This is a genomic window from Bacillus pumilus (assembly GCF_003431975.1).
Taxonomy (GTDB): domain Bacteria; phylum Bacillota; class Bacilli; order Bacillales; family Bacillaceae; genus Bacillus; species Bacillus pumilus_N.
On sequence record NZ_CP027116.1, the window covers coordinates 1,225,706 to 1,247,897 of the forward strand.

The 22,192-nt window shown below is 39.0% G+C and carries 26 protein-coding genes, 1 tRNA gene, 3 pseudogenes and 1 riboswitch; of the genes and pseudogenes, 18 read left to right on the top strand and 12 right to left on the bottom strand.

Going from position 1 to position 22,192, the window contains the following annotated elements; translation table 11 throughout:
• The first annotated feature begins 16 nt into the window (after window positions 1-16).
• The 3 genes from thiD (at window position 17) to C5695_RS06165 (ending at window position 2,466) form a co-directional block, all read left to right on the top strand.
• The gene (gene thiD, locus C5695_RS06155) at window positions 17-823 is read left to right on the top strand and encodes a bifunctional hydroxymethylpyrimidine kinase/phosphomethylpyrimidine kinase (RefSeq protein WP_117729976.1); all 807 of its coding nucleotides are present in this window, start codon (window positions 17-19) and stop codon (window positions 821-823) included.
• 150 nt (window positions 824-973) lie between these two features.
• Window positions 974-1,750, top strand: a complete 777-nt coding sequence (gene fabI, locus C5695_RS06160; protein ID WP_003211867.1) for an enoyl-ACP reductase FabI — start codon at window positions 974-976, stop codon at window positions 1,748-1,750.
• Between the two features lie 113 nt (window positions 1,751-1,863).
• Window positions 1,864-2,466 carry a CotO family spore coat protein gene (locus C5695_RS06165; protein WP_117729977.1) on the top strand — a complete coding sequence of 201 codons (603 nt, stop codon included), beginning with the start codon at window positions 1,864-1,866 and terminating at the stop codon, window positions 2,464-2,466.
• Window positions 2,467-2,500: 34 nt separating this feature from the next.
• Here the strand turns inward: C5695_RS06165 and C5695_RS06170 are convergent, their stop codons facing one another.
• From C5695_RS06170 to C5695_RS06190, 5 genes are all read right to left on the bottom strand, one after another.
• Window positions 2,501-2,944, bottom strand: coding sequence for a CotY/CotZ family spore coat protein (locus C5695_RS06170; protein WP_106041592.1), 444 nt, complete (start codon window positions 2,942-2,944; stop codon window positions 2,501-2,503).
• Window positions 2,945-3,151: 207 nt separating this feature from the next.
• Window positions 3,152-3,643 (bottom strand): CotY/CotZ family spore coat protein, encoded by a 492-nt coding sequence (locus C5695_RS06175; RefSeq protein ID WP_017367028.1) that lies wholly within the window; start codon window positions 3,641-3,643, stop codon window positions 3,152-3,154.
• 146 nt (window positions 3,644-3,789) lie between these two features.
• The gene (locus C5695_RS06180) at window positions 3,790-4,272 is read right to left on the bottom strand and encodes a spore coat protein (protein ID WP_117729978.1); all 483 of its coding nucleotides are present in this window, start codon (window positions 4,270-4,272) and stop codon (window positions 3,790-3,792) included.
• 88 nt (window positions 4,273-4,360) lie between these two features.
• Window positions 4,361-4,696 carry a spore coat protein gene (locus C5695_RS06185; protein ID WP_117729979.1) on the bottom strand — a complete coding sequence of 112 codons (336 nt, stop codon included), beginning with the start codon at window positions 4,694-4,696 and terminating at the stop codon, window positions 4,361-4,363.
• Window positions 4,697-4,740: 44 nt separating this feature from the next.
• The gene (locus C5695_RS06190; protein ID WP_044140425.1) at window positions 4,741-5,127 is read right to left on the bottom strand and encodes a spore coat protein; all 387 of its coding nucleotides are present in this window, start codon (window positions 5,125-5,127) and stop codon (window positions 4,741-4,743) included.
• Between the two features lie 178 nt (window positions 5,128-5,305).
• Here C5695_RS06190 and C5695_RS06195 point away from each other — a divergent pair, with 178 nt between their 5' ends.
• The 5 genes from C5695_RS06195 to C5695_RS06210 all read left to right on the top strand — a co-directional run bounded on the left by C5695_RS06195 (window position 5,306) and on the right by C5695_RS06210 (window position 6,782).
• Complete coding sequence (locus C5695_RS06195) at window positions 5,306-5,656, top strand: DUF1360 domain-containing protein (protein ID WP_117729980.1); 351 nt, start codon at window positions 5,306-5,308, stop codon at window positions 5,654-5,656.
• Between the two features lie 71 nt (window positions 5,657-5,727).
• Window positions 5,728-5,856: a hypothetical protein gene (locus C5695_RS20780; RefSeq protein ID WP_262378450.1), complete on the top strand. Its 129-nt coding sequence runs from the start codon at window positions 5,728-5,730 to the stop codon at window positions 5,854-5,856.
• Window positions 5,857-5,942: 86 nt separating this feature from the next.
• Window positions 5,943-6,164, top strand: a complete 222-nt coding sequence (locus C5695_RS06200; protein WP_117729981.1) for a hypothetical protein — start codon at window positions 5,943-5,945, stop codon at window positions 6,162-6,164.
• Window positions 6,165-6,248: 84 nt separating this feature from the next.
• On the top strand, window positions 6,249-6,386 hold the full coding sequence (locus C5695_RS06205) for a YjcZ family sporulation protein (protein ID WP_003212017.1): 138 nt from the start codon (window positions 6,249-6,251) through the stop codon (window positions 6,384-6,386).
• A 138-nt stretch (window positions 6,387-6,524) separates the two neighbouring features.
• Window positions 6,525-6,782, top strand: coding sequence for a sporulation-specific transcription regulator SpoVIF (locus C5695_RS06210; RefSeq protein ID WP_003212292.1), 258 nt, complete (start codon window positions 6,525-6,527; stop codon window positions 6,780-6,782).
• Between the two features lie 16 nt (window positions 6,783-6,798).
• Here the strand turns inward: C5695_RS06210 and C5695_RS06215 are convergent, their stop codons facing one another.
• Window positions 6,799-9,111 (bottom strand): ATP-dependent helicase, encoded by a 2,313-nt coding sequence (locus C5695_RS06215; RefSeq protein WP_117729982.1) that lies wholly within the window; start codon window positions 9,109-9,111, stop codon window positions 6,799-6,801.
• A gap of 127 nt (window positions 9,112-9,238) precedes the next feature.
• Between C5695_RS06215 and C5695_RS06220 the strand changes: the two genes are divergently transcribed.
• Complete coding sequence (locus C5695_RS06220; protein ID WP_117729983.1) at window positions 9,239-9,496, top strand: hypothetical protein; 258 nt, start codon at window positions 9,239-9,241, stop codon at window positions 9,494-9,496.
• 81 nt (window positions 9,497-9,577) lie between these two features.
• On the opposite strand, the gene C5695_RS06225 is transcribed toward C5695_RS06220, so the two are convergent.
• From C5695_RS06225 to C5695_RS06235, 3 genes are read right to left on the bottom strand one after another with little or no spacing between them, the layout of a single operon-like run.
• On the bottom strand, window positions 9,578-10,012 hold the full coding sequence (locus C5695_RS06225) for a GNAT family N-acetyltransferase (RefSeq protein ID WP_117729984.1): 435 nt from the start codon (window positions 10,010-10,012) through the stop codon (window positions 9,578-9,580).
• A gap of 6 nt (window positions 10,013-10,018) precedes the next feature.
• Complete coding sequence (locus tag C5695_RS06230) at window positions 10,019-10,534, bottom strand: YjcG family protein (protein WP_117729985.1); 516 nt, start codon at window positions 10,532-10,534, stop codon at window positions 10,019-10,021.
• Window positions 10,535-10,586: 52 nt separating this feature from the next.
• Window positions 10,587-11,327 (bottom strand): esterase family protein, encoded by a 741-nt coding sequence (locus C5695_RS06235; RefSeq protein ID WP_117729986.1) that lies wholly within the window; start codon window positions 11,325-11,327, stop codon window positions 10,587-10,589.
• Between the two features lie 221 nt (window positions 11,328-11,548).
• Window positions 11,549-11,670, top strand: a riboswitch (SAM riboswitch).
• Between the two features lie 78 nt (window positions 11,671-11,748).
• Here C5695_RS06235 and C5695_RS06240 point away from each other — a divergent pair.
• The 5 genes from C5695_RS06240 to C5695_RS06260 all read left to right on the top strand — a co-directional run bounded on the left by C5695_RS06240 (window position 11,749) and on the right by C5695_RS06260 (window position 15,295).
• Complete coding sequence (locus C5695_RS06240; RefSeq protein ID WP_117729987.1) at window positions 11,749-12,867, top strand: methionine biosynthesis PLP-dependent protein; 1,119 nt, start codon at window positions 11,749-11,751, stop codon at window positions 12,865-12,867.
• The gene (gene metC / locus C5695_RS06245) at window positions 12,864-14,042 is read left to right on the top strand and encodes a cystathionine beta-lyase (protein WP_117729988.1); all 1,179 of its coding nucleotides are present in this window, start codon (window positions 12,864-12,866) and stop codon (window positions 14,040-14,042) included. The genes C5695_RS06240 and metC overlap by 4 nt, the downstream gene beginning before the upstream one ends.
• 128 nt (window positions 14,043-14,170) lie before the next feature.
• A tRNA-Val gene (locus C5695_RS06250) sits at window positions 14,171-14,243 on the top strand.
• Between the two features lie 159 nt (window positions 14,244-14,402).
• Window positions 14,403-14,942: a hypothetical protein gene (locus C5695_RS06255; protein ID WP_117729989.1), complete on the top strand. Its 540-nt coding sequence runs from the start codon at window positions 14,403-14,405 to the stop codon at window positions 14,940-14,942.
• Between the two features lie 128 nt (window positions 14,943-15,070).
• Window positions 15,071-15,295 carry a hypothetical protein gene (locus C5695_RS06260; RefSeq protein WP_117729990.1) on the top strand — a complete coding sequence of 75 codons (225 nt, stop codon included), beginning with the start codon at window positions 15,071-15,073 and terminating at the stop codon, window positions 15,293-15,295.
• Between the two features lie 498 nt (window positions 15,296-15,793).
• Here C5695_RS06260 and C5695_RS06265 read toward each other — a convergent pair whose 3' ends face one another.
• A complete protein-coding gene (locus C5695_RS06265; protein WP_117729991.1) occupies window positions 15,794-15,979 on the bottom strand; it encodes a hypothetical protein in 186 nt (61 codons plus the stop codon).
• Window positions 15,980-16,416: 437 nt separating this feature from the next.
• Between C5695_RS06265 and C5695_RS06270 the strand changes: the two are divergent.
• The 4 genes and pseudogenes from C5695_RS06270 to C5695_RS06290 all read left to right on the top strand — a co-directional run bounded on the left by C5695_RS06270 (window position 16,417) and on the right by C5695_RS06290 (window position 20,676).
• Window positions 16,417-17,247, top strand: a pseudogene (locus C5695_RS06270) (sialate O-acetylesterase).
• A 126-nt stretch (window positions 17,248-17,373) separates the two neighbouring features.
• Entirely contained in the window at window positions 17,374-18,036 is a 663-nt protein-coding gene (catA, locus tag C5695_RS06275; protein WP_117729992.1) for a type A chloramphenicol O-acetyltransferase, read from the top strand.
• A 205-nt stretch (window positions 18,037-18,241) separates the two neighbouring features.
• Entirely contained in the window at window positions 18,242-19,360 is a 1,119-nt protein-coding gene (locus tag C5695_RS06280; RefSeq protein WP_117729993.1) for a response regulator aspartate phosphatase, read from the top strand.
• 485 nt (window positions 19,361-19,845) lie between these two features.
• Window positions 19,846-20,676 (top strand): annotated as a pseudogene (locus tag C5695_RS06290) (SMI1/KNR4 family protein).
• Between the two features lie 39 nt (window positions 20,677-20,715).
• On the opposite strand, the pseudogene C5695_RS06295 reads toward C5695_RS06290, so the two are convergent.
• Together C5695_RS06295 and C5695_RS06300 are read right to left on the bottom strand one after the other, a co-directional pair.
• Window positions 20,716-20,877 (bottom strand): annotated as a pseudogene (locus tag C5695_RS06295) (DUF2651 family protein); the annotation flags it as partial.
• 56 nt (window positions 20,878-20,933) lie between these two features.
• Entirely contained in the window at window positions 20,934-22,166 is a 1,233-nt protein-coding gene (locus C5695_RS06300; protein WP_117729996.1) for a hypothetical protein, read from the bottom strand.
• Window positions 22,167-22,192: the final 26 nt, after the last annotated feature.

Genomic DNA, 22,192 nt, shown 5'->3' on the forward strand with positions numbered 1-22,192 from the left:
TGAGAGGTGAAAAGAAATGACGATCAAAAAAGCATTCACGATCGCGGGTTCTGATTCTGGCGGTGGAGCAGGTATTCAAGCTGATTTGAAAACCTTTCAGGAGCTTGGTGTGTACGGAATGTCTGCGCTCACAGCGATTACAGCACAAAACACACTAGGTGTTCACGGGATATACCCGCTTTCGATTGAGGCGTTAGAAAGTCAAATTGATGCAGTGGCAGAAGACTTACTGCCAGATGCCGTCAAAACAGGGATGCTGTGGAGCGCAGACATGATCAAGACAGTCGCTAAAAAAACGGTTCAATATGAGATGAAGCTGATTGTCGATCCAGTCATGATTGCAAAGGGAGGGGCCTCTTTATTAAATGAAGATGCGGTTTCTGCGATGAAAACACACTTGCTGCCTGTCAGCTATGCCGTAACGCCGAACCTTCCTGAGGCAGAAGTGCTGACCGGCGTGTGCATTCAAACAAAAGAGGATCGCTACCTAGCAGCGGAACGTTTATATGCGCTTGGCACGAAACATGTTGTGATCAAAGGTGGCCATGGTCCATCTGGCGGTATGATTACTGATCTATTGTATGATGGAAAAGGCTTTGTTGAAGTCACAAATGAACATATTGATACACCACATACACATGGCACAGGCTGTACGTTTGCAGCGGCATTAACAGCCGAAATTGCGAAAGGGCACTCCATGAGGGAGGCTTTTGAAACAGCCGAAACCTTTGTTCATGAAGCCATCAAATTTCCTTTAAGTATAGGGGCTGGACACGGACCTACCAACCATTTTGCTTATCAGCAAAACAGGATCAAACGATGAGAGAATTGAACCGTCTTCACTTACGAGGGCGGTTTTTTTATGAAAAGGAAACTTTCTTTCAGCGGAAATTGTCATTCTCTCATGATCTGTGATAATATTATGATCAGGTACTAATACTATGTCTTGAAAAAATAGGAGGCTTTATTACATATGAACTTTTCTTTAGAAGGCCGTAATATTGTGGTGATGGGTGTTGCCAACAAACGAAGCATCGCTTGGGGAATTGCCCGCTCACTTCACGAAGCTGGAGCTCGTTTGATTTTTACTTATGTTGGAGATCGTCTTGCTGAATCTGTAAAAGAACTTGCAAGCACACTTGAGCGCGATGATTCAATCATTCTTCCGTGTGATGTGACAAGTGACGAAGAAATTGAAAAATGTTTCGCTACAATTAAAGAAAAAGTACAAGTCATTCATGGTGTTGCGCATGCAATTGCATTTGCAAACAAAGAAGAGCTTGTCGGTGAATACTTGAACACGAACCGTGAAGGGTTCCTTTTAGCGCACAACATTAGTGCATATTCCTTAACTGCTGTAGCAAAAGCGGCACGACCATTGATGACAGAAGGTGGAAGCATCGTCACGCTTACATACTTAGGCGGAGAGCGTGTGGTTTCTAACTATAACGTAATGGGTGTAGCGAAAGCAGCACTTGAAGCAAGTGTGAAGTATTTAGCAGCTGATCTAGGAGCAGAAGGTATCCGTGTGAACAGTATTTCTGCTGGTCCAATTCGTACGCTGTCTGCAAAAGGCATCAGCGGCTTTAATACCATTCTAAAGGATATTGAAGAGCGTGCACCGCTTCGCCGTACAACGACTCCTGAAGAAGTTGGCGATACAGCTCTATTCTTATTCAGTGATCTATCACGCGGCATGACAGGTGAGAATCTGCACGTTGATTCTGGCTTCCATATCATTGCCCGCTAAACGAATACATGACTGCAGCATACCGAAGATGGGTATGCTGTTTTTTTATTTTTCTTCTGATTTGATGCATCCGCTCATATATATAAGGAATGAATCATTCGGGAGGGATTAGTATGTCAAATAAAGGTGATGAGAACCAAAAACCGCTTATGTATATTGTTCAGCCGAGCTATGATGATTCAATGCCGGCCATGCAAAATATCGTGAGAAAGAGAAAGAAATCAGAAAAACGGCCAGAAAGCAATGAGAGTGCAAAAGCAAAAGACACGGCCGAAGAAAGTAAGCAAGAGGAACCTGTAGCTCAAGAAATAGAAAAGAAAAAAGAAGCCGAGCCACCTGAGCTTCAGCAAGAACAAGATATTACACAAAAATCTGAACTTAGACAGGAATCAGAGGTTACACAAGAAAGAAAGCCTCAGCAAGAAGAGGAAAAGCCGCCAGAAGGTGTCTTTCATGAAACAAAAGAAGAACCGAGAAGAAAACGAGTGAAAAAGCCTTTAAGTCAGATGAGTATGGATGAAAAAGTGGATTTTCTCACAAGTCTGCCTCATAATATGCCAAGAGCCCTTTGTCTGATCGAAGCTGATGGTAAAACATATAGAGGGATTATTATGGACCGAAAAGAAGATATAGTGGTCATTCGAACAGCAGGCGGAGGAAATCCTATTGAACTAGCCATCGGTGAGATTTCCTCGATTCATCCGCTTGGTTTTTAACGAACAAAAAAGTCCCATAGAGGGACTTTTTTTGTTAGCAGTTACGGTTGATGAGGCGTGGATTTAAGCACTCGATTGCGCAGAAGCAGTCAAGGTCTACTTCGATGCAATACTTCGATTTTTCTAATCGGAACACATCACAAACGGAATCTTTATCTGTAAAATCTAAAATATGACGGTCTTTGTCAAATGCGATAAGCAAGCTGAGTGTTGCGCAGTGATCAGAGATGTGTTCGACTCTGAAAAATGCAGTGCTGAAGCAAGGGCCTGCATCAACTTCTCCGACGTTTCCGAATGCGACGAATGGTTTTGATTTGGATGTAAAGAGAACAAACGGGACAGTGTCACCTAATGAATGGGATGGAGAAAGGAGATTACTGTAACAACTAGTCGGGCAATCTTCTTCGACGGCATTTTGTAAGTCGTTAATATTTTCAACAGCCTCTGCTACACAGCTCCATGAATGTTTGCGGCTCATATTCAACCCTCCTATACTAGGAAATTTGTTTGAGTGTTTGAGCACTGTCATCATCTACAAGCTTTTTTAGTTTTGCCGGTTGATACTTCTACCTTCAATCAATGCGGAAGCGGCAGCTTTTATGCTGACTGCTCCGCATGATTGGCTGTCATTCGTAAGGAAGGGGATGCTTTGATTCATGACAAGTTAGGTCAACGGACGATTCATTTAGCCGTGGTGATGATGCTTTTTATCTTTTGTTGGCATGACTCTGTCTACTAGTTCTGGATTTAAACATTGGATCGCACAGAAGCAGTTTAAATCAACCTCGATGCAAAAATCTGTTTTCTCTAAACCAAAGAAGTCAGGGTCACAAGGGTGACAAACGCTCAGCGTATGTCCGTGTACATCAACGGGTCTTAATACAGATAACGTAGCACAGCAGTCGTGTAATTTTTCAACCCGGAAGAAAATGGATTCGAAGCATTGGCAATCGTCAACAAATCCTCCAATGTTTCCGAAAGTAGAGAACAATCCGCCCTTTTTATCAAAAAGTAAAAACGGAATGGTATCTTTTCCAGAAACTGTCGGGCTTAATAAATTACTGTAGCAGCTTGTAGGACATTTATCTTCTACAGCTTCCTGCTCTGCTAAAATCTTATCAACCGCATCGCATACACAGTTTTCATCATGTCGGCCATGGTGTTTTCCGCAGCTCATGGATTTCAGCTCCTTTAACAAGGTATTTGACTTTAGTCCTTAACAACATATGTATGCGCCCTCTAGTTGGTGTGGGTAAATGACTATTTATATTTGTTGTATTTTTATAAAAGGAAAAGCAGAGCTTTTCGCTCTGCTTTTGGACATTAGAGGATACCGATTGCAACGATTGTCGCAACGAGTGTTTGAGTAAGTGTTTGAATTGCGATAGAGATGTCCGCATCGATTGTCGATACTGTAACGTTTCTGGAGTTTTCGATGACAAGTTTTTGTCGGTTTGTTTGTTTGTGTGTAGCAGCTTGTAAAAGATCTTGTGTCACGCGGTCAGCCAAATCACCGTCTGCGATTGAGATGTTTGTAATGGTGATGATCGCTGTTTGAACAGCTACTTGGATAGATGCTGCAACCTGTGCATCAACAGAAGAGACGTTAATGTCACAAGAGTCTCTGACAATAATGACTTCCTCAGATGTCTGCTTTGTAAAACTCACTTGATCAAAGTCTTGCAAGACATCTTCATCATCATAATAGTGCCCGTCACAGACTGCTTTTCTTTCGTAGTTGTGGTAATCGCCGTGGTGTGTACAGTTACGATCTAGAGCGACCCAAGAGTAAGGTTTAGAATCCATTTCTTTTCCTCCTTCCGTTTACTTTATTAAATGCTGGCATGCGTCGTTTTGTCTCGGGCATTTACCCTATCAGGCAACCCATTTTTATTTAATCGTTGTTTCGCTGCGCATCACGGCGCTGCTGAATACGATCTCGAAGTGAATGTCGTTTTGGACGTACTTGTGGTTGAGGCTCTACTTCTTCCACATGTTTTGCTGCCTCAGCCTGCCTTTTTTTCTCCTGCTGCTGCTGTACGAAGTCATCTGCTTTCTTTTGTAAGTCCTCAACTAATTTCAAAATCATTCTTCTCTGATCATCTGATATATCTGCTTTTTGATCATCGGTGATATTGTTTTTGTTTAAAATATCACTCACAAGAAGACTTGTTAATGGATCAACATCAGTGTTGATTTTAAATTCCTTTTTTTCGTTCTCTTCAGCCACGATTATTTCACCTCTTTCATACGTCATGTTAGAAAAAGAAAGGGTCAAAGAATGCCGGCTTCAACTAAAAGCACATTCAATGTTTGAGTGAGAATTTGGACAGAGTTCATAATAGATGCATCTGATAATGTAATCGTGACGTTATAGCAGTTGATGATTTGGATCACAGTTTTCTTTTGGACTGTCACTTGTTGTGTGGCTAAAAGCTGATCTGTGATATCTGTAGCCAATTCATCGTCTGGTACAAGAAGTTGGATTAAAAGAGTAATGATTGTCGTTACGGTCGCTTGAAGGGAGAGTGCGGCTGTTACATCTGTTTTATGAATCGTGACATTTTCGGAATCTTTTATTTCAATGAAATCATCATAATTGCTGATTAATTCATTTAGCAGTTGTGTGTATAATAAATCAGCACTTTCTTCAATAGACAATACTTTCACTCCTTTCTTATCTATACATTATTTAATGCAACTGATGCACAAGGTGGAATCGGAAAATGTGAAAAAGTACAACCCAATTTTATTTCCGCTCAATTCATCATGGGGGTCTTTCTTTTCGCATATATAAAGAAAGGACGCAAAAAAAGGTGAAAGAAGGAGGTGGAGGCTCCTGAGCGGTGCTTTGTCATTTATCGTGTTTGCCCTCGCATCTTTTAGACTGACGAGGCTGATTGTGTTTGATACGATTACTGCTCCTTTCCGCCGTTTATTTCATGAAGAACAGGAAGAGGTCAATGAACAAGGTGAAGTGGAGACGTATATCATCATTAAAGGGAAAGGACTTCGGTCTTGGATAGGAGAGCTGTTAAGCTGTTATTGGTGTACTGGCATGTGGTGCACTGCTGCTTTACTTCTGATATACATATTATTTCCTGTCATCAGCATGTGGCTTAATTTACTATTAGCGATTGCCGCAGCAGCAGGCATTATTGAAGCAATTGTCTCAAAGCTTGTGAAATAAACAGGCATTGTGATCAGACACGCTTTTAAAAAATGCATATACTATCATGGAATAGGAAAGGAAGGGTTGCGATGAAACCAACTGAAACGCCGTCACATATGCTTCAAGGTTATCCAGCGCAGTCAAATCAACAATCTGAATATACGAAGAAAATCAAGAAAACAGGCTGCGGCTGTGGAAAGAAAAAGAAACCACAATAGAAGAGAAAACAAAAGCCGGATTTATCCGGTTTTTTTGTTGCCCTTTTTTCGAGTGATGCATATGTAAGAGAGAAGGGGTGACCAGAATGGATGCATTCGAACAATTAATCGGCTCCTTGTTCACTAAACCCCATGATGGGAAAGAGCAAGCGCACGAAAAGGCTGAAATGGATCTAGCAGATAAAGCGAAGGATCTTGAGGAGCACTTAAAAGCATTTGGCGTGAAGATGGATGCTTTTGCAAAAGAAACAGAAGCATTCATGATCCGTCATGGAGAGGCAGATTACGTCTTTAAACAGCAGAAATAAAAATTCCGCACTTTTTTATGTGATCGTCCAAACCATTTCTTGTATTTTTCATATTTTGTAAGGGAGAAGAGGAGGTGCTTATATATGAGTTGTTACGGTTACGGTGGCGGTTCTTGCGGCGGCTACGGCGGAGGTTATGGCGGCGGATATGGATCAACATTTGTTCTTGTCGTCGTGCTTTTCATCCTTCTAATCATCGTTGGTGCTTCTTTCTTTAACTAAACAGTAAGAAGGTGAGGGAAGCAATAGGGGAGCCTTTTGCTTTCCTTTCTCTTTGATCAAACAAGGCTCTAGGATAGGCACATATCTCGCCTATTTTCATATAGTAAGGTGATTACTCCACAAAGAGGAGGCAAATGAATGGATAATAAATTCTTTAAAAGTGTGGAAAATAAAACAGGTGTCAATATGAATGATGTCTTTAAGCTTGCAGGTTCTTTGCAAAATGCCAACTTTAAAGATGAAGCAACAGTTCGAGGCGTCATTAAAAAAGTAGCGCAGCTTGCGAACAAACGTGTACCGAAAGAAATGGAAGACAAAATCGTTCAATCGATTACAAGTGGAAAAGAAAAGCTTGATTTCAATACAATCGCTAAAATGATGAACAACAAAAAATAAACAACAGGCTCTCCACTTAAAGGGGGGCCTGTTGTTTTTGTGTGAATAATTCTCGATTTTTCTTTAGAAGAGGATATAAAAAACGCGAGCGGTGAGCGGTTTTTCCTCTTCTAAATGATGGCACAGAGAGATAAAGAGATTGTTCAGCTCTTGTCATGGCCACGTATAATAGACGACGTTCTTCTTCCAAGGCTTCTTCATCACCATTTCTGAGTTCATCGAGTGAGAAATCATGAGGCAATGCTCCGTCGACCACGCAAGTAATGTACACAGTTTGAAATTCCAGTCCCTTTGCACGGTGAATCGTCATGAGCTGAACACCTGGTTCGTCTGTTTTTTCCTTTTCAGCAGATTTCATATGTTCGGCATGTGCGAGAAAGGCTTCAATTGTTTCAAAGCGTTTGGCGGCTGTTTTCACATCACGTACATCATCCGCCCCTTTTTCAAGTACATTCGTATCGTTCACTCGTTTTTTTAAGTAATCACCAAGTCCCATCTTTTGTTCAATAAATGCCACAGCGTCAGACGGCTTTAACGTTCGCAGCGTGCGGAACAGAGGGACAATTGATTGCAGCTTTTTCCGTTGAAACGGCTGAATGTCTGTTAATTTTCCGAGCGCGTCTACCATTGAACAATCTTCCGTGATGGTTAGTGCCTTCATCGTATTCAAGGTCTGCTGCTTTAAAAAGAAAACCGGTAGCAGCTGTTTAATGGCAGCTACATCATCAGCATCCTGACTCAAAGAGAGAAAGGCGAGAAGAACCCGAACTATTCGTCTGCTGTAGAAGGCTTTGACACCAGCATCCGTCTCATAAGGAATCGCGGATTGATGCAGACGCTCATAAATCGCACGGCCTCCCGTATTCGTTCGAAATAGCACGCAAATATCATTCGGCTTTGCGCCGTTTTGAATTTTCTCCTGAATATCTGCCACGATCATGGTCGCTTCCTCTTCCTCGTCATATGGATAAAAGAGCGTGGGAGGGATTTTCTCCGCACGCACAGCTTTTAACGTTTTCTCATAACGATGCTGATTTTTCTTAATAATAGCATCTGCACTTGCGACAATCGTATGATGCGACCGGTAATTCGCATGTAAATGGACGATCTGAGCCGAAGGGTAGTCCCGTTTGAATTCAAGAATAAAAGCAGGGTTACTGCCTCTAAAGGCATAAATGGCTTGATCATCATCACCGACACAAAATAGCTGCTCGGATTCTCCAGCTAACAGCTGAATCAATTGATATTGAACTGGATTAATATCCTGAAATTCATCGACCAAAATATACTTGAATCGTTCTTGATATCGTTTTAGCAGTTCAGGCTGTTCTGTTAGCATGTGTAAGCAAGCAATCGCCATGTCATCAAAGTCAAATTGCTGATTGTCTCGTTTTTGCTGTTCATATGATTGATAGATCGTCCACATGTGCTTTTCCTTTTCCTCTTTCAAATCAGGAAATTCATCTGGTAAAAAAGCATTTTTCCAATAGCCGATCGATTGCAGCACTTGATCGGTAGGATAGTCTTTCTCATCAAGCCCTTCATTCATGATGGCTTTTCGAATGTACTGTTCCTTTTGCCAGTCAAACTTAATGAGGTGCTGGCCATTCCATTTGTTAGCGTCATCGTGAAGCAGCATTTTATAAAACAGACTATGGAAGGTGCCTGTCACCACTTGGCTTGCTTGTGATGGATGAAGCTGGTATTGATGACGCAGTCTTTCTTTCATTTCACTGCTGGCTTTTGTGGTAAAAGTCACGAGTAAGATATGATGCGCAGGAATGTGATGATGTGACATGAGATAAGCTGCTCTTGCCGTCAGGACTCTTGTTTTTCCGCTGCCAGCGCCAGCCAGCACAAGCATCGGACCGTCTTTATGTGTGACAGCTTGAAGCTGCGGCGTGCTAAAGGTGATATGTGGAAAAAGATCGATGGTATGTGCTTGTTCATTCTCTTCTAAATGTAACGCATCGCTAAATTGAATCGACTTTGGTTCCTGCCAGTCATACGATTCATTCGTTTGCGAGATGATTTGTTTGCCTGTTGGAAAACGGAAGCCCCCAAGTTCTTTATAAGAAGCTTGTTCCTCTTGCTCTGCGTTTTTTTTCTGCTCTTCTTGTTCTTCTGTTTGTTCACACATCTCTTGCTGAGACATATGTTTATGAATAAAGGCAGGTTCTTCGTGTATATTTAATCTAAAAAAGACCGGTTGTCCGCAATATGGACAGGACAAGTGCCCTTTTTTTCCCTCGTCATGGAGGAATTGATAATGTTCTCTCGAATATGTATGTAATGAGATCGTTCGATCATGTCGTCGTGCGCATTTCAAAGCTAGTCCTCCAATAGTCAATCAATCTTAAAAAGAAACACATCTAATCATATCAAATGAGACGTGTTTCAAACAGTCATAATTAGGGAATAGTAGAGTAGAAGAGAAGCAAAAGGAGGCGTTCTTGATGGGATATATAGCCCCGATTCAGCCGGATCTGTATTTTCAATATATCAATCGTCCTGCTCCTCAGGATAAAGAAGACTACGCGAAAGTGACAAAGGTGACTCCAACTTTTCATGACAAGGTATACAGAGAGCTGGAGAAAAAAGAGGACTTAGTGACAGAGGCAGAAACGAAAGTACAGCAAAAAAAGCGGGAACGCTTTGTACGAGATATGTTTATGGAGGAAGGCAAAGGCATTCATATTAATGCGTATATATAAATGATTGCGCTTACTTCCTTTGACGAACGATGATGAAGAAAGAAAAGCCAGGGCATCATGGATGCTCTGGCTTTCTTTTGGTCAAACAGACAGCGTTTTTCTCATTTTGACATGTGTGATTCCTGCTTCTTCAAACGGTTCAGATACGGCTTTGTAGCCTTTCTTTTCGTAGAAAGGAAGGGCTTGGACTTGTGCGTGCATAACCGCTTCCTTCGCTCCGTTTACAATGGCTTCAGCTTCCAGCGCTTCTAATAGCTTGTGCCCAAGGCCGAAAGAACGCGCCTCTTTTAACACACAAATTCGTTCTAGCTTTGCCTTCGGTCCTTCAATGATCCGCAATCTAGCAGCTGCCTGAGGCTTCATTTCATCATTATAAATGACAAAATGAATGGCCTCGTCTTCTAGTTCATCTATTTCAATCTCTAACGGGACTTCTTGTTCTTTGACGAACACTTCTTTTCGAACGTAATATGCATCTTCTCGTTGTGTTTGTGCTGTTGCGATAACTGTTTTCAAATGTCCTTAACCCTCTTCTCCTAAAATAAATGTTTCATAGACGGTCCAAGATCCGTTCTCTAATTGATATAAAAGGTGGAAGCGATCCACGGTTTCTTCATGGTCAATCTTTCTCAGCTTTAATGTGCCAAGTACGTCCGAATGCTCATCATCTGATAATTTTTGAGCCACTGTCACATGTGGAACAAAGGCATATTCGGGTGTACCAGCAAGTGGGTCTGTATACAATTTTTCATTAAGTGCTGTTATTTCCTCGTTCGGTTCTACTTTCATATAAATAACATTGTTTACAGGAGCGAATGAACTGAATTTTTTAATACGTAACGTAATAGGAGAAGCATTTTTTGCATATTCTCTTAACGTTGAGACAACCTCAGCCGCTTCTAGATCCGTTAATTCAAAAGGTGTTCTAAGTGTTAAATGAGGCGGTATGAGTGCATAGTTCGGATCATAACGCTTTCGGTAAGAGTTCGCAATATCTTGCAATTTTTTTGATGGAAATAAAACAACTCCGTATTTCATCGTGTTCCCTCCTGATTAAGAAAGTATTTATTATTGTTTATTATAACAAAATTCAGTTGATTAACGAATATGGGAGCATTCTTTTTAACGAAGGCGCAATGAGCGGCTGCCAATACGTCCATTTATGATCCCCTTCGAACGTCTCAAATAAATAATCCGCGCCTGACTGTTCTAGAAGGCTTTTTAAATCTTTGTTCGGCTGGATAAAATCAAGCACTTGGCCATCTGTCGTTTTCACAGCCGTTTCTTCTAACCCGATTTGATGAATGATGGCATAATGGGAAAGGGATGTCGACTGTTTAACGGCTTCTAGAACTGACTCATCAACGTAAGGAGATTGCAAAATGAGCCCGCCAAATAAAGAAGGATAATCAATCGCTGTCATAAGAGAAATCGTAGCACCGAGCGAATCACCAATAAACGTGCGTCCCGAGCCGATTTGATAGGTTGGATAGTGCTTATCAATATAAGGGACAAGTTCATTTGCTAAAAAGCGTTTATATGCTTCAAATTTTGTGCCATCTGGATGATACGTATTCCGTCTTTCCGTGACATTTTCATAAGGGACACCAATGATAATCGAGCGTTCCATTTCTTTGTTTTGCATCAATTCTTCTGCCTGTCTGCCTATTTTGCCTAAGCGGAAATAATCATGACCATCTTGGGCAATGATGACATGATATGTATAAAGGGGGGAGTAATTGACTGGTAAATAGATCAAAAGGGTCATATCCGCCCCAAGTTCTTTTGACTGTAAAGTTTCTTCTTGAATAATGCCTGTTTTCTTCACCATAATCCATTCCTCCAGCTAACCAATTTCATCACAAAGTGAAACGTTTCCATTCATTGTAACATGAAAAATAGCGTTGTTCCTATATGCTAACATGCAATCCATTCAGTGAATATCGAATCTGTTATAAAATACAGAAAATTTTCATTAATCATGACATTTCCCCTTGAAAAATGAGATTTAATGGGTTACAGTATTAAGAATTAGAACAGACAGACAACACATTCTTATCGTGAGAGGTGGAGGGACTGGCCCTTTGAAACCTCAGCAACCGGTATGCATCACTTCATGTGATGTACCAAGGTGCTAAATCCAGCAAGCAGTTTTTTTGCTTGGAAGATAAGAGGAAGCGATTAAACCCCTTCTTCTTATGAAGAAGGGGTTTTCTGTTTTGAAATCAGATTTTTACTTAGGATGGTGTCAAATGACAGAACATGTGGAAACGACATTAGCGCAAATTGGAAACCGCAGCGAAGAGGCGACTGGTACTGTCAGTCCTCCCGTTTACCTTTCAACAGCATACAGACATAGAGGCATAGGGGAATCAACCGGATTTGATTACATTCGAACGAAAAATCCAACGAGACAGCTCGTAGAGGATGCGATTGCTTCACTCGAAGAAGGGACGGCCGGCTTTGCCTTCAGTTCGGGAATGGCTGCGATCCAAACGATCATGGCGCTATTTGAAAGCGGAGATGAGCTTATCGTCTCTTCAGACCTATATGGCGGTACATACCGTTTGTTTGAAAACGAATGGAAAAAATACGGCTTACGTTTTCTTTATGATGATTTTTCAGATGAAGACTGTTTAAGTTCTAAAATCACGCCAAACACAAAAGCAGTCTTTATTGAAACGCCAACAAATCCACTCATGCAGGAAGCGGATATTCAAAAAATAGCGAAAATTGCAAAAGAACATGACGCTTTGGTCATTGTCGATAACACCTTTTACACACCCGTATTGCAAAAACCGATTACGCTTGGAGCGGACATTGTCATCCATAGCGCAACCAAATATTTAGGCGGACACAATGACGTCCTTGCCGGGCTTGTGGTGACAAAAGGGGAGCAGTTGTCTGAAGAGATGTTCCAGCATCAAAACGCAATTGGAGCCGTTTTATCACCATTTGACTCATGGCTGTTAATGAGAGGGATGAAAACACTGGCTCTTAGAATGCGCCAGCACGAGGCAAATGCGAGGGAACTGGCAGAATTTTTAAAGAAACAGCCAGAAATTCAAGATGTCCTGTACCCTGGCAAGGGAGGAATGCTGTCATTCCGTGTAGCCGAAGAGGACTGGGTCAATCCATTTTTGAAACAGCTGAAAACGATTTGTTTTGCTGAAAGTCTTGGCGGAATCGAAAGCTTTATTACGTATCCTGCGACGCAAACGCACATGGATATTCCTGAGGAAATTCGCATTGCTAACGGTGTGTGTAACAAACTGCTCCGTTTCTCCGTTGGCATTGAGCACGTAGATGACCTGAAAGCAGACCTAAAACAGGCACTATCACAAGTAAAAGAGGAGGTACACACGAAATGACTACACACGATTGGACACTCGAAACCCAACTCGTTCATAATGCATTTAAAACAGACCGTTCAACAGGTGCAGTCAGTGTGCCCATTCAGCATGCATCCACCTTTCATCAAAGCAGCTTCGATGATTTTGGTCAATATGACTACTCAAGGTCGGGGACTCCTACACGCCAAGCGTTAGAGGATACGATTGCGGCGCTAGAAGGAGGAACAAGAGGGCTTGCTTTTGCATCAGGCATGGCAGCCATCTCCACTGCTTTTCTCCTATTATCAAAGGGAGATCACGTCCTTGTCACACGAGATGTGTACGGCGGTACATATCGGATGATCACCCAAGTTCTTTCGAGATTTGGGATTGAGCATACCTTTGTGGACATGACGGATTTGAATGAAGTCAAAAGAGGCATTCAATCGAATACGAAGGTCATTTATATGGAGACACCGTCAAATCCTACGCTAGGTATTACGGATATTGAGGGCGTCGTCCAGCTTGCAAAAGAGCATGACTGTCTGACTTTTTTAGATAATACGTTTTTAACACCTGCGCTTCAGCGTCCGCTCGACCTTGGCGTTGATATTGTCCTGCATAGCGCAACGAAATTTTTGAGCGGTCATAGTGATGTACTGTCAGGGTTAGCCGTAGTGAAAGATGAGAAACTGGGAGCGGAACTCTATTCACTGCAAAACTCCTTCGGTGCGGTCCTTGGCGTGCAGGATTGCTGGCTCGTGTTAAGAGGATTAAAAACCCTTCAAGTCAGATTAGAAAAAGCCAGCCAAACGGCATTTGAACTCGCTTCATTCCTCAAAGAACATCCTGCGGTGAAAAAAGTATACTATCCAGGCTTAGAGGATCATCCTGGGGCAGACATTCAGCGAAAGCAAGCGAGCGGAGCTGGAGCCGTTCTCTCATTTGAATTAGAAAACCAAGCGGCTGTCAAAGAATTAGTGGATAATGTCACATTACCTGTATTCGCCGTCAGTCTTGGCGCTGTCGAATCCATTCTGTCATACCCAGCCAAAATGTCACACGCCGCTATGCCAAAAGAAGAAAGAGAAAAAAGAGGCATCACGGACGGCCTGCTTCGATTAAGTGTAGGAGTAGAAAACGGAGAAGACCTCAAACTCGACTTCAAACAAGCACTCGATCAACTAAAGCCTGTTCTTGTCAACCAATCATAAAGGAAGAAAAAAGCCGACACAGCCGCCGGCTTTTTAACCTTTTTTGAACAAAACCATTGACGACTAATCATGATGGTTATATAATAGAGACTGTCAGTAACAGAAAGCCCAGAACTGATACATAACCCGATTCCGTAGCTCAGCTGGGAGAGCGCTACCTTGACAGGGTAGAGGTCGCTGGTTCGAGCCCAGTCGGAATCATATAAAACGACGTTGATGAAAAGCCATTCTTGAATTATTCAAGGATGGCTTTTGTCTATTTAAAATGAAAAAGTTCTACAAAATACAATGGGGGGGTTTCTATGCCTTTCATTTAACAATTTTACCCTTCTACCGATAATTCTGATGAGGTGGTTAAGGATGATATGGAAGATAAATAAAGCGATTCTTAGAGAAATAGATGATATAGAAAAATTTAGGGCAGAGAAATTTAATAAAAAAAATCTGCGTCGCAATCTAGTAAAGATGAATCAACGTGTCCTTGTCAAATACTTATCAGAAAATTTCCCTAAAGATGGACAAGATTATCATAAATATAAAAATAAAATACAAGTGATTGAATCATTGGATCAGAAAGATATATCAAACGCAATTGCGAGGTTGGATCGGATTAATCATGTTAATGATCAAAAAAGATATTTCTTTTTTATTGCCCCTCTTTTTGCACTTATCACAGCAGCGATTGTAGCTATTTCCACAAAAATCAACTTTCCTGCTGATTATACTAACTTAGATATCATTTTGGACATAGTTAGATGGTATAGCGTACCTCTAATTTTTCATATGATTTTATATAAGGGCGTTCTAATGGACAGTTATGACAAAGCAACAGTTAATTATTTTAAAGACTTGCTTATCGAAGCCAAAGATGAAAAAAAGAGCAGCGCTGAAGGAAGCTAAATAAAAACAAGAAACTAAGAACGTGAGTTAGACGAAGCTAAGACTATGGATCATGATGAATTGAATGAGGATTTATTATTAACCCATGTTAACATAGAAGAAAATGGATAATGGGGGATTGTCAATAAATGCTTAAATCAAAGTTAGTTGTTTGGACTTTTATTATTGTGACTGGATTCTATATGCTGGTGAGTATATGGAACATTGCTGTATTTCCAGATAAAACATGGACAGATTATGCAGGACAGATTTTGATTGCTGTTTTTGGAAGTATGGTGAATGGTTTAATCGCTGCATTCTTTATGTACGCAGCAGCCATGTTAGTGAAATATATTAATGGTGGTAAAGCTTAATTTGCATACACTCATAAGTTTAAAACAGGTGTATAAAAAGGTAAAAAAGTAACGTTTTTTTCGGTTTTTAAAAAATACGAAAGAACAAAGACGATACAAAAGGGTAAAGATAGCTTATGTATCAAGTTTTATGAGTGAATAGAGGATATTGGTGATAATCACAGGATTCCATATAGCTACCTTGACAGGGGAGAGGTAGCTGGTTCGAACCCAGTCGGAATCATATGAAAAGCCGTTGATACAGAGCCATTCTTGAGATAATCGAGAATGGCTTTTGTATTTCTAAAATAAAAGAAAACATTAGGGAAATTAAAAACCACACTACATTTTTCAGTGTGGTCAATTTAAGATACGACAGGTGCGCCATTATTTAACAATAAAATAGTTTCATAGTGTGTCTAAGATCATGAAAGCGTATTTTGGTAACCTGCTCCCTCTATCGAAGAGTTCATCATCCTGTTTTTCACAGCTACATAAATTAGCTCTATGGACAAGTCATCAATCTTTCTTTTTTTTGTAGTCCTTTATTAAGCTTGAAACAGTTAAACCCATTACACCGAAAGCTACTATATAAAACAAAATATTTGTTACAGGTGTATCAATTTTCCCTAAAATCAATACAATAGCTATAATAGAGGCCGGTAAAGTAATTATTAAACCTTTAGAAGTACTTAGTTTTTCCATAATAAACTCCTACTTTTGAATATATTTTAGAAATTAGGCTTTCAACGAATGTTAAGCTTATTTAGTTAAGCTGTTTTAGCTGTTAGGAATATTTCTCACCCTTTAATGAATGTTATCATTTGTAAATAAATGTAGTAAATAGGTTGTTTGTTATGGAATTTTAACAGTACAATATGCGTGCATATTCGTTATGAAAAAACTTGAATAGTAAAGCATTTAAATCATAAAGGTTAAAACTATAAAAAGGTATAATATTTTTGGTGTTGGAATAACGAAGGAATACCAGAGGATAAAAAGCTTCTGCAGTAACGGTAGAAGTGAATATAGGGTATCGCTGGTAAATTCTAAACCTCTACCTTGACTAGGTAGAGGTAGATGGTTCATCACCAGTTGAATTAGAGACCAATGATAAAATATTCAGTGGAGGGGAAAAAGAGATGAAGTCACTTTTACTAATTGGACAATCAAATATGGCGGGGCACGGCTTCAAACATGAAGTGCCTCCGATTTATAATGAAAGAATCATGATGCTGCGAAATGGTAGATGGCAAATGATGACTGAACCTATTCATTTTGATAGACCGGTAGCTGGTGTAGGATTGGCGGCTTCCTTCGCGGAGACTTAGTGCAAGCATCAAGAGGGAGAAAAAATTGGTCTTATTCCATGTGCCGAAGGTGGCAGTTCCATTGATGAGTGGTCACGAGATGGGGCTTTATTTTGTCATACAATAAATGAGGCTAAATTTGCAAAGGAAGATAGCGAATTGGTCGGAATTTTATGGCATCAAGGAGAAAGTGACAGCCAAGATGGGAAATACAAAGAATACTATGAAAAAATACAGAGATTATTTCATGATATAAGAACTGAATTATCTGTCCCTAACATTCCGCTTGTGATAGGTGGTTTGGGCGCTTTCTTAGGAAAGACAGGATTTGGCGCAAGTTGTGTGGAATATCAACTGATCAATGAGGAACTACAAAAATATGCACATCATCATGAAAATAGTTATTATGTTACTGCGAAAGGCCTTATACCTAATCCAGACGGAATTCACATGAATGCGAAGTCCCAAAGAATATTTGGTATAAGATACTATGAAGCATTTCGAAAAACAGAACATATACATGAGCCATTATCAAATGAAAATGAGTTAGTCAATGAATGTCATAATAGAATGAATACCTCAGCGGAGAAAAAATACATAGCAATAGAACAGTTCACGTTGGGCAAGATGACTTACGAAGAGTTGCTGCAGGCTTTATCGTAAGCAAAGCTCATGGTAGACTTTGAATAGACAGAAACATGACATATCTCTTGAAAGGATGATTGTGGTGGTGAAAACAGATAAAGTCTCCTCCTGAATACAGTAAATCACATTCAGGAGGAGATAAAATTGTTTAAACAAATAGACGAAAATTTTCCGCGAAAAGAGCACTTTCACCATTATATGACGTTAACCCGATGCTCATATAGCTTGGTGATCAATCTAGACATCACGAAATTGCATGCAATATTAAAAGAAAAAAAGCTAAAAGTATATCCTGTGCAAATTTATTTGTTAGCAAGAGCTGTGCAAAAAATTCCTGAGTTTCGAATGGATCAAGTGAACGATGAACTTGGTTACTGGGAGTTTCTCCATCCTAGTTATACGATTTTAAATAAAGAAACAAAGACATTTTCAAGTATTTGGACGCCTTATGATGAAAACTTTGCTCAGTTTTATAAAAGTTGTGTAGCCGACATTGAAACATTTAGCAAAAGCAGCAACCTATTTCCGAAACCTCATATGCCAGAAAACATGTTCAATATTTCAAGTCTACCGTGGATTGATTTTACTTCTTTTAACCTTAATGTATCTACAGATGAAGCTTATTTACTGCCAATATTTACGATAGGCAAATTTAAGGTGGAAAAAGAAAAAATCATCCTGCCCGTTGCCATTCAAGTACATCATGCTGTTTGTGATGGCTATCACGTCGGTCAATATGTGGAATATTTGAGGTGGCTTATTGAACATTGTGAAGAGTGGTTAAATGATTCATTGCATATTACCTGAAGACAAAAGGTGTTCTCATGGAAATCTAGAAGATGAAGGCAGACTGAAAAGAGTCTGCCTTTTTGTTTTGTGATGATAATGAATTGTGTCAACGGTTTATTGATGTAACAATCGTTCTTTTTGCGGTTTCTTTTCGGTGCTTTGTAAATTATTGTATGTGATAATAAATGTCATATAAGGGATTTTGGTGGAAGGGGAATAAGGGATGGAGAAAGTTCTTTCTTCACATGTAGGTGTGAAAATAAATGAATGGTATAAAATGATTCGGCAATTCAGTGTACCCGATGCAGAGATATTGAAAGCTGAGGTAGAACAAGAAATTGAACGAATGGAAGAAGACCAGGATTTACTGATTTATTATCAATTGATGTGCTTTCGTCATCAGCTTATGCTTGATTATATCAAACCATCAGAAAAACGATCGCCTTCTGTTTCTGATTTAGTTGATAAAATTGAGAATTCTAATCATCAACTTTCCGGTATGTTGCAATATTACAATGCCTTTTTTAGAGGAATGCATGAATTTAGTAAGAAAGAATATGTACAGGCAATTCAATATTACAAGATCGCTGAGAGGCAGCTAGCATTGGTTGTCGATGATATTGAACAAGCGGAGTTTCACTTCAAAGTGGCTGAAGCTTACTATATTATGAAGCAAACACACGTTTCCATGCATCATATAATTAAGGCGCTTGAAATTTACGATCAATATAAATTATACAAAATTAGAAAAGTTCAATGTTTATTTGTAATAGCAGGAAATTATGATGATTTTAAGCAGTATGAAAAATCATTAATACATCTGAATAAAGCCCATTCCATCGCTGGAAAAATAGCGGATAAAAGGTTGATTGCCAAGGTGCTATTAAATATAGGAAACAATTATGAAAAAAAACAAGATTATGCAAAGGCTATCCAATATTATCAAGAGTCCCTTGAAATATTAGAAGTTGGTATGGACGATGTAAAATCGGTCATATATGTTAACCTTTGTTGGGCGCTATATAAGACAGGGGAAACTGATGAAGCATCCAGTTTAGTGGATAAAGCTTTGAAACTGATCTCTCATAAAGAGAACCCGCACGAAATTCTATTAATACGTTCTATAAAAACAACATATGAAAGTAATGATGAGGATAAGATTCAAGCTATGCTTCAGACATTTGAAGAGAAGCAGTTGTTTGTTTTCGTAGAAGAATTCACTAAAAATCTTGCAGGTATTTTTGAAAAAAGAGGAAAGTTTGAGAAAGCAACAGAATATTACAGGATGGCATTTGAAGCCCAACAAAATATTCAAAAAGGAGAGTGTCTTTATGAGTATTAAAAAAATGATTGTTATAAGCTCTATAATCTTTCTAGGTGCAGGTGTATATGAAGCAACTAGTACGATAAAGCCAACATCAAATCGAAATACAACAATGGAGGATTCGAATAGAAATACAACTTTCATTCCACACAAAATGGATCGAAACACAACTTCTCAAAACGTATAGGTAAAAAGAAAACAGACCTTATGGGGGTCTGTTTTCTTTTTGGGAACGAATTCTTTCACGGATATCTTTTACCTAAATTACACGTGATTTCCATCTGCTCAAAAGAAATAGTATGAACTGACCAATCTTCTTATTTTTTTATTGGAGGGCTAAAGTAGCACCATCCCAATCTGCATACTCGTCAAGCATAAGAAAAAACGCTTTTTTCATCACTTACAGCTCCTTCAATTCGTTTTAAAATCAATCGAATCAAATGAGCAAATGAATCATTTGTCAATGTTATACTTATCTCAATAGATACGAGGAGGCATCCACTTTGAAATCATTCTGGGAGAAAGAAGAAGAGAGCCCTTTCACATTAGAAAAAATAGATGAGGCAAAAATTCGTGAGGCAGAGGAAACACTTGGTGTTACTCTACCTGCTACATACAAAAAACTCATTCTAGAATGGAATGGTGGTTTTACAGTTTGTAATGCTTTTCCAACCGAACGACAAAATTCATGGGCAGAGGATCATGTTCAATTTGACCATCTAAGAGGAATTGCCAAAGGTGATGGCATTATGAAAAGCCCTCAGTTAAGTGATGAATTGGGTCTGCCGGAGTGACTTATTTTCATCAGCGGGGAAGATGATACATGGATCGCAATGGATTATCGAGAAACGAAAGAGCATCCTCCTATTCACTATTTTGATTTAGAGATGGATGTAGATTTTAAGCTGGCATATACTTTCGATGCTTTTGTTGAGAAATTATATACGGCAGAAGATGCAATGGTCGAAGTAGTAGAGATTGACGAGGAATCTTCGGATTTGTATGTCAGTAAAGAAGAGCTAGAATTGATATTTGAGAGGCAAGACCTTCGTCAGCAGAATCTTTTCAAAATGGCACATTATCCGATGGAAGAAACGGAAGAGATCGAATGGTTTTTCGATCGTATGAAACAGTGCATCCAACAGATAAAAGATCAATATGTCTTGTATGAAGCAGCGACAACGATTCACTCCATCCTTCTGTTAAACCCGGATATGCCAAGAAATGACCGTATCAATCAAGAGCTGCAAGAAATGGCTGAGTTTCTAGAAAATAGTGGAGATCCTAATACCGTCTTTTTGGGAGAGGACATTCATCCAGTGAAAAAACAATAGTGAAAGAAGAAAAGCCCCTAAGAGGGCTTTTTGTGTAATTTATGACCTCTTTTTATTTAAAAATTTCATGATGAAAAATGCTATATATGAAGCAATGACTGAGCCAAAAGTGTAAACAACTGCCCACCCTAAGAAGGAGACATTAAAAAGTGTAAATGTCAGGATGGGCAAAATGATAAATCTCACAACTGGCATGAAATAAACCTTTTGTACAAATTACGAATTCTAAATGAGTCATACCAATTCTCCCTTTAGAATCACCTATTAAATATTTTGAGAATATCATTTCTATTTTGTTCTAACATCAAAAAATCATATTCAGATACATGATTCTTATCCAGAATTTTGTCTAGACCTTTTATCTTTAAAGAATTCAATCTTTTTCCCTTTTGGTATGAATAAGAAGAAATTTCATATTCCCCGGTCTTTTTTTGGTATGAATAAGAAGAAATTTCATATTCCCCGGTCTTTTTTTGGTTTAATAAGTAGATATGATCAGAATTTAAATAGACGAACTTAACATTGAGTCCTTCCTCTTGCTCTAAGGAATAGGATCCTTCTGGTTTCATCGTTTTTGTGTTAAATGTATAAATCTTAGAATTTGCAGTTAAGTGATATAAAATATCGTCTTTTATATAGAAGTGCTTTTCATTTGGCGGAATTAGTTGATCTTCACTTTTATAGTTGCCAAGTAAATATGCTCCATTTAATTTTTTCTTTTCTAAATCAAATACTGCAACTTTAAAAGACACATCCTTAGAATCTTCAGGAGTGTGATAGAGGATAAAATAAGCTAAATTGTCCTTAATGATAATATTTGAATAAACTTCCCAGTCTTCATTAATGAGTTTAATATGACCACTATTTCGAAGAGTCGGTTTGTCCTCTAAATTCAATTCATGAAAAGTAGATCGATCAGTATCCATATCTTGATTGATCACGTAAATTTTATCTTCGTCGTTTCCTGTACCAACAAAGTATCCATTTAAAATTTGCTCGTGAAAGTTTTGAGTGTTGCCCCATCTGATTAAACTTTTATAATCCTTCTCTCCAAAACCTTGGTTGTTTAATGTATAAAATATTTCTTTGTTCTTTAAATATCCATTAGCTTGTCCATAACCAGTATGTACTTTATTTTTGAACTTAAATTGAGCGTTTTTTTTCCCAAGAATATTTATTTCTGAAGGGTTTTCTTTCAGTAACATCTGTTCACCTTGAGCAATAGAACCTAATTCAATTGCATCACCTTCTGAGGTAGTTAATTCTCCTTTTTTATTAATATATATTGTGTAGCTCCCTTCACGCTGATAATCAATTGATGCTGAAAGGTAGATGGTTGCTAATTTGTCATTTAGAAATGAAGGTTTGAACTCATTTTCTGAAACGTGTTTAGCATTTTCTTTTATGAATAAATTTTTTAGTAGGTAATAGGAAGAAAACAAAACAGAAGCAATGATGATACTAATAACTAATTTTTTCTTGAGGCTCATCTTTAAACAACCTTTCTAATAGAGAT